This is a genomic window from uncultured Candidatus Kuenenia sp. (assembly GCF_900696675.1).
GTDB lineage: Bacteria > Planctomycetota > Brocadiia > Brocadiales > Brocadiaceae > Kuenenia > Kuenenia stuttgartiensis_A.
On record NZ_CAADGZ010000297.1, the window covers coordinates 1 to 1,159 of the forward strand.

The following is a 1,159-nucleotide window of genomic DNA, read 5'->3' on the forward strand; positions in this document are numbered from 1 at the left end:
AAAAACGGCCTTCCATAATATTCATACAAACATTACTTTGTTAAAAAACGCATGTAAAAAAATATTTTTAAATCATAAGTCGAATTTGACTCAACTTACTACAAATCAATGCTTTGTGACTTATTTTGCGCTTGACTTATTCCTTTACTCCTGCTATTAATTGCACTTGTGAACTTTTCAATAAACCAACAACAGGAGCAAAGGATTTGAGTATTTTTTCTGCAAACATTCCTCTGTTAAATACGTTTCTGAAAAATTTCGCCTCTTGTTTCAGCAAAAAACAAATGGCCGTGTTTACCCTCGTCATCTATGCCTTCTTTAAAGACTACAAAAGAAACTCCCTTGATGGAATGGCAAAAGCCACTCACACCGATTATCAGAAGTTTCAATACTTCTTCTCAGATTCAAAATGGGATATCCAGGCAATCAAACGCACAAGGCTGGAAATCATTCAAAAACAAAGAACCACTGCTCCCACCAAAGACGGGCTTCTCGCCATTGATGACACTGGCTGCCCGAAACCCTTTGCAAAGAAGACCGAGGGAGCAAAGTGGCAATATTGCGGGCCACTCAAAAGGAAAGAGGTCTGCAATGTCGGTGTCGGCGCTGCTTTCGTCTCAGAGTCGAAGCATTTTCCCATCGACATCATTCCCTACCTTCCCGCCAGTGAGTTTCCCAGAGGAAAAAACAACCCTCAGTTCAAAGACAAAATACAAATCGCCCTGGAACTCTTTGACGCCTGCTCAAAAACCATGGATTTCTCCGGTACTGTCTTCGACTCCTGGTATGCAACAACACGCTTCCTCACGCACATTCACAAGGAAGGCAAAATCTTCTATTCCGAAATAAAATCTAACAGAAACATCTTCATGCGCCATCCCGTAAAGAAAACGATGTGTCTTGTCAAACCAGATGAGCTCGTGACCCTCATCAAAAAGCATTACTGGGATAAAATCAAATACGTTAAATTCAAAACCACGGATGGCTCTGAAGTTTCCCATAAAACCTATTCGTTCGAGGCAAAGCTGAAAGATTGTGTTGTACCCATCAAGTTTGTAGTCATTTTGGGCAAGTGGAATAAGGACGACGACTACACCTATCATATCCTTATTACCAATAATCTCCGCGCCTCTGCCAAAATGGTCATTACAAACTACCT

At 41.0% G+C, this 1,159-nt stretch carries 1 protein-coding gene; it reads left to right on the plus strand.

Annotated elements, in window-relative coordinates; all coding sequences use genetic code 11:
* Positions 1–206: 206 nt before the first annotated feature.
* Positions 207–1,159 (plus strand): transposase (locus QZT26_RS17760; protein ID WP_295104100.1); only part of this gene is annotated, 953 nt, incomplete at its 3' end.